General features: G+C 61.6%; 1 protein-coding gene. It reads right to left on the reverse strand.

Features of this window, described 5'->3' with window-relative positions; translation table 11 throughout:
• Positions 1 to 182 precede the first annotated feature (182 nt).
• A partial coding sequence (locus tag NRB16_RS28945) for a transposase (RefSeq protein WP_257107574.1) occupies positions 183 to 607 on the reverse strand: 425 nt, incomplete at its 5' end.

Genomic DNA, 607 nt, shown 5'->3' on the forward strand with positions numbered 1-607 from the left:
CTGTACGCCTTAACAAGCCTGAGTAAAGCGAAAAGCCCGGGCATCGCTCCCGGGCTTTTTTGCATCACACCCCCACACACCCGGTGGGAGCCAACTGTCTTTCATCGCTCCCCGATGAACGGGCATTTTCATGATGTCATCGCGGATAGATTCCGCGATGGCGGGCAACGCCCGCCCCCCATTCAAACCGCATGATCACGCCATGGTGTTCCGTCGCGCGCCATGGCGTTCAGGCGGATCAGCAACACCCGCATGCAGGCTACCAGGGCCACTTTCGCGCACTTGCCTTTGGCACGCAGCCTCGCATAACGCTCCTTGAAATCGGGGTTGTAGCGCACCATCACCAGCGCGCACATGTAGGCCGCACGGCGTAGTTTCGACCGCCCACCGTAGATCTGCCGCTTCCCGGTCTTGGTACCGCTGTCGTTGTTGTACGGTGCCACGCCGGCCAACGCTGCGATTTGTCCACGACTCAGGTCGCCCAGCTCGGGCAGGTAGCAGAAGAGGCTGGCGATTGTCACGGCGCCCACGCCCTTTACAGCCTCTAGCCGTTGCAGCAGTTCTGAGTCGAACCGGCGGGTTTGTGCAGCGGCAAGCTGGTCCACCC

The sequence above is a fragment of the Pseudomonas sp. LJDD11 genome (assembly GCF_024584215.1).
Taxonomy (GTDB): domain Bacteria; phylum Pseudomonadota; class Gammaproteobacteria; order Pseudomonadales; family Pseudomonadaceae; genus Aquipseudomonas.